The sequence below is a fragment of the Streptomyces calidiresistens genome (assembly GCF_014141525.1).
Classification (GTDB): domain Bacteria; phylum Actinomycetota; class Actinomycetes; order Streptomycetales; family Streptomycetaceae; genus Streptomyces; species Streptomyces calidiresistens.
This window is the reverse complement of the sequence record NZ_VKHS01000392.1, coordinates 1-5,059: the sequence shown is the minus strand read 5'-3', so window position 1 is coordinate 5,059 and position 5,059 is coordinate 1. Positions and strand designations below refer to the sequence as shown.

Below are 5,059 nucleotides of genomic sequence, written 5' to 3'. Positions count from 1 at the left end.
GCTCCCGCGGGGTGGGAGGGGACGGTGCGGAGGATGCCGGGCAGGGCCGGAGGGGCAGCCCCCCGCACCCCGACGGGGATGTCCCCGAGCCCATCCGGGGCATGGCACCCGGTGCCATCCCCGGCCTCCCCGGGCCCTCCGATCCCTCTTCCGGACCACCCCGTCAACCCGGTGACACGCACGACACGCCCGAAGGTGGGCTTTCCGGCAGCGGGTTTGGGCACCGCGCGCCGGGGGATTTCCCCTGGTGACGACGGAGCGGCCGGCCGTCGGGAGCCCCGGATCGGCCGCGAGAGGCCCCTCCGGAGGGCTTCCCGGTCGCCCCGGGGCCCGTCGCGACCCTCTCGCGACAGGGGGAAGTGTTCGATTACGGGACCCCCGGGCGCCGATGTCCACAGTTCTCGGCCGCCGGCCCCGTCCACATCCCGGGGATGTCCCGGCTCCGCCCACAGGGCGTCCACAGCGCGGCGTTGAATCAACGGTTCACGCAGCTCATCGGCCCGGGGACATGTGAATCCGAGTTTTCCACAGACTGTGGATCCAGTGGGGGATCACCGCGGCCCCCAACCCCCGTCCACCGGTTCGGAGCGCCGACCCACAGGAAAGCGGAGTTGTGCACAGGCTGTCCACAGCCCTGTCCACTGTTCGGTAACACGGCGACGACTTTCACCGTGGGGAGTGAATCAGCTCACAACGGCCGTCCCCCGGGCCTGTTGAGAACCCCGGGAAACCCGGGGACGGAGCTGTCGATAACCCGGGGACTCCCGGGGACGGAGTGTGGACACCCGGCTCCCGTCCACAGAGACCCCTCGTCCGTCCCCGGGACCGTCCCCGGGCCCCGGGGACAAAAAATCGCTTCCGGCCTGCGAAAACGAGGTTGTCCACGGTTTCCACAGCCCCTACTACTACGACCGGAGAGATAAGCCGGGAAACTCGATCCGAAGCGGGGGCTGTGCACAAGTGGGCCGGCCGGGGCCCGTCGCCTCCCGGTCCGACTTGACGAGCGGCGACCCGGGATGTCGGTCCGGTGCGTCAGACTGGAGCCCTGCACCAGACCGGCCGGCAACCACAGGAGGCGGCGGAAGTGAAGATCCGGGTGGAACGCGATGTGCTCGCGGAGGCGGTGGCGTGGGCTGCCCGCAGCCTCCCGGCCCGGCCTCCGGTGCCGGTCCTGGCGGGTCTGCTGTTGAAAGCTGACGAGGGCAACCTGAGCCTGTCCGGCTTCGACTACGAGGTCTCCGCCCGGGTCTCGGTGGAGGCCGAGGTCGAGGAGGAGGGCACCGTCCTGGTCTCCGGCCGGCTGCTCGCCGACATCTGCCGCGCCCTGCCCAACCGCCCGGTGGAGCTGTCCACCGAGGGCGTACGGGTCAGCCTGGTCTGCGGCTCCTCCCGCTTCACCCTCCACACCCTGCCGGTGGAGGAGTACCCGGCGCTGCCGCAGATGCCCGGGGCCACCGGCACCGTGCCCGCCGAGGTCTTCGCCTCCGCCGTGTCCCAGGTCGCCATCGCCGCCGGGCGCGACGACACCCTGCCGGTGCTCACCGGTGTGCGCGTGGAGATCGAGGGCGACACGGTCACCCTGGCCTCCACCGACCGCTACCGGTTCGCGGTCCGCGAGTTCCTGTGGAAGCCGGAGAACCCGGACACCTCCGCGGTCGCCCTGGTCCCGGCGAAGACCCTGCTGGAGACCGCCAAGTCGCTGGCCGGCGGCGACGTGGTCTCCATCGCCCTGGCCGGGTCGGGCTCCGGCGAGGGGCTGATCGGCTTCGAGGGCGCCGGTCGGCGCACCACCACCCGGTTGCTCGAGGGCGACCTGCCCAAGTACCGCACCCTCTTCCCCACCGAGTTCAACTCCGTGGCCGTGATCGAGACCCCCCCGTTCGTGGAGGCGGTCAAGCGCGTGGCGCTGGTCGCGGAGCGCAACACCCCGGTGCGGCTGGGCTTCGAGCAGGGCGTGCTCACCCTGGAGGCGGGGTCCAGCGACGATGCACAGGCTGTGGAAAGGCTGGACATCCAGCTGGAGGGCGAGGACATCTCCATCGCCTTCAACCCGGCGTTCCTGCTGGAGGGCCTGAGCGCGATCGACTCCCCGGTCGCCCAGCTGTCCTTCACCACCTCCACCAAGCCGGCGCTGCTCAGCGGCCGGCCGGCGATCGACGCCGAGGCCGACGACTCCTACAAGTACCTGATCATGCCGGTGAGGCTCAGCGGCTGACCCTCCCGCCGGCCCGCCCGTGCCCGTGGGGCGGGCCGCGGCGTAGGCTCGGGGGCGGGGCCCCGCGGCCCCTCCACGGCACTCCGGCAGACAGCAGAAAGGCGTCCTCGATGCAGCTCGGTCTCATCGGTCTCGGCAAGATGGGCGGCAACATGCGCGAGCGCATCCGCCGCGCCGGCCACACCGTCGTCGGGTACGACCGCAACGCCGACCTCGCCGATGTCCACAGCCTCAAGGAGCTGGTGGAGGCGCTGGAGGCGCCGCGCGTGGTGTGGGTGATGGTCCCGGCCGGCGACGCCACCCACGAGACGATCACCGCCCTCGGCGAGCTGCTGTCGCCGGGCGACATCGTGGTGGACGGCGGCAACTCGCGCTGGACCGACGACGAGCTGCACGCCGCGCAGCTGGCCGAGCGCGGCATCGGCTTCGTCGACTGCGGCGTCTCCGGTGGTGTCTGGGGCCTGGAGAACGGCTACGCCCTGATGTACGGCGGCGATCCCGAGCACGTGGAGCGGGTGCAGCCGATCTTCGACGCCCTCCGTCCGGTGGGCGACTTCGGCTCGGTGCACGCGGGGAAGGTCGGCGCGGGCCACTTCGCGAAGATGGTCCACAACGGCATCGAGTACGCGATGATGCAGGCCTTCGCGGAGGGCTGGGAGCTGCTGGAGGCCGCCGACCCGGTGACGGACGTCCGCGAGGTCTTCCGCGCCTGGCAGGAGGGCACCGTCATCCGCTCCTGGCTGCTGGACCTCGCGGTCCGCGCCCTGGACGACGACGAGCACCTGACGGGGCTGCGCGGCTACGCCGCCGACTCCGGCGAGGGGCGTTGGACGGTGGAGGCGGCGATCGACCACGCGGTGCCGCTGCCGGCCATCACCGCCTCGCTCTTCGCCCGCTTCTCCTCCCGCCAGGTCGACTCCCCGCAGATGAAGATGATCGCCGCGCTGCGCAACCAGTTCGGCGGTCACGCGGTGGAGGCCACCGACGGCAAGGCCGGCCCGATCGAGAAGTGAGGCGCGGGGAGCCGGTTCCCCGCACCGGACACGGCCCCGGCCCGTCGTCCGCCGGCGCGTGACCGCGCGCCGGCGGACGACGGGGGCCCGGTCCGGCGCCACGGCGCGTGACCGGCACGGACCCGTCACCCCCGGGGCGGGGAGGACGGCGGAACACGGCGGTGAGAGGAGGCCGGGTCACGATGCGGGTCACCCACCTGTCGCTGGCCGACTTCCGGTCCTACGTCCGGGCCGAGCTCGCCCTGGACCCCGGTGTCTCGGTCCTCGTCGGCCCCAACGGCCAGGGCAAGACCAACCTCGTCGAGGCGGTCGGTTACCTGGCCACCCTCGGCAGCCACCGGGCCGCCTCCGACGCCCCCCTGGTGCGGGCGGGCGCCGACCGTGCCGTCATCCGGGCGGCGGTGGTCGAGGGGGAACGGCAGCAGACCGTCGAGCTCGAGCTCAACCCCGGCCGGGCCAATCGGGCCCGGATCAACCGGTCGGACCGGGTCCGGCCGCGCGATGCCCTGGGCATCGTCCGCACCGTGCTCTTCGCCCCCGAGGACCTGGCCCTGGTGAAGGGCGACCCGGGGGAGCGGCGGCGTTTCCTGGACGAGTTGGTCACCGCGCGGGCGCCCCGTCTGGCGGGGGTTCGGGCGGACTACGAGCGGGTGCTGCGCCAGCGCAACACCCTGTTGAAGTCGGCGGCGATGGCGCGGCGGCACGGCGGGCGCCGGATGGATCTGTCCACCCTGGACGTGTGGGACGGTCATCTGGCCCGGGTGGGTGCCGAGTTGACGGACCGTCGGCTGGCGCTGGTGGAGTCGTTGGGACCGGTGGCGGACAAGGCGTACGAGCAGGTCGCGCCGGGCGGTGGTCCGGTCTCCCTGGAGTACCGCTGTTCGGCCTCGCCGGAGGGCGGCCCCCCGCCGGTGAGCGGGCCGGAGCTGGAGGGGTGGCTGCTGGAGGCCCTGTCGGAGGCGCGGCCCCGCGAGGTGGAGCGCGGGGTGACCCTGGTGGGTCCCCACCGCGACGACCTGTCGCTGCGCCTGGGGGCGCTGCCCGCGCGCGGGTACGCCAGTCACGGGGAGTCCTGGTCGTTGGCGTTGGCGCTGCGGCTGGCCTCGTACGGTGTGCTGCGGGAGGAGGGCCCGGAGCCGGTGCTGGTGCTGGACGACGTCTTCGCGGAGTTGGACGCGCGCCGGCGCGAGCGGCTGGCGGAGTTGGTGGCACCGGGTGAACAGGTGTTGGTGACGGCGGCGGTGGAGGAGGACGTGCCGGCGGTGTTGCGCGGTGTCCGGTACGCGGTCTCGGGAGGAGACGTGCGACGTGTCGGCGGATGAGGCGGGCGGATCCGCGCCGGAGCCGGCGGGTTCCGCGGGGTCGGGCGAGGGGCCCGATCGGCCCGCGCCGGCCGAGCCGACCGGGGTGGATCTGGCGCGGGTGGCGCTGCGTGCCGCCCGGCAGCGGGCCCGGGAGCGCGGGGTGCCGGAGCGCCGGGGGAACGCCCGGCGGGCCGGTGTCCGGTCGGGTGCCCGTCCCGGTGGTCGGGATCCGTTGCCGTTGGGCGCCGCGCTGGACCGGCTGACGGCGGAGCGCGGCTGGGAGATGCCGTTGGCGGTCGGCGGGGTGTGGGGGCGCTGGCCGGACGTGGTGGGGCCGGAGATCGGTCGGCACTGTCTTCCCGAGCGGTACGACGAGGAGGAGCGGGTGCTGACGGTGCGCTGCGACTCCACCGCCTGGGCGACCCAGTTGCGCCTGCTGGCACCGCAGTTGGTGGCGAGGTTGAACGCGGCGGCCGGGCAGGGTTCGGTGCGGTTGTTGCGGGTCCTGGGGCCGGGGGGGCCGCCCC

Annotated in this window: 3 protein-coding genes and 1 pseudogene; all 4 read left to right on the top strand. The window is 73.5% G+C overall.

Annotated elements, in window-relative coordinates; translation table 11 throughout:
• Positions 1 to 1,084 precede the first annotated feature (1,084 nt).
• Positions 1,085 to 2,215 (top strand): DNA polymerase III subunit beta, encoded by a 1,131-nt coding sequence (gene dnaN / locus FOE67_RS16140; RefSeq protein ID WP_182664891.1) that lies wholly within the window; start codon positions 1,085 to 1,087, stop codon positions 2,213 to 2,215.
• A gap of 98 nt (positions 2,216 to 2,313) precedes the next feature.
• Positions 2,314 to 3,228, top strand: a pseudogene (gene gnd, locus FOE67_RS16135) (phosphogluconate dehydrogenase (NAD(+)-dependent, decarboxylating)); the annotation flags it as partial.
• Positions 3,229 to 3,410: 182 nt separating this feature from the next.
• Entirely contained in the window at positions 3,411 to 4,550 is a 1,140-nt protein-coding gene (gene recF, locus FOE67_RS16130) for a DNA replication/repair protein RecF (protein WP_182664887.1), read from the top strand.
• Positions 4,537 to 5,059: DciA family protein (locus tag FOE67_RS16125; protein ID WP_182664886.1), on the top strand; the 523-nt coding region annotated here is incomplete at its 3' end. The genes recF and FOE67_RS16125, both read left to right, overlap by 14 nt.

What these genes read in the sequence shown, in the direction of transcription:
- recF (WP_182664887.1), top strand. Translation starts at nt 3,411, where the DNA reads ATGCGGGTCACCCACCTGTCGCTGGCCGACTTCCGGTCCTACGTCCGG.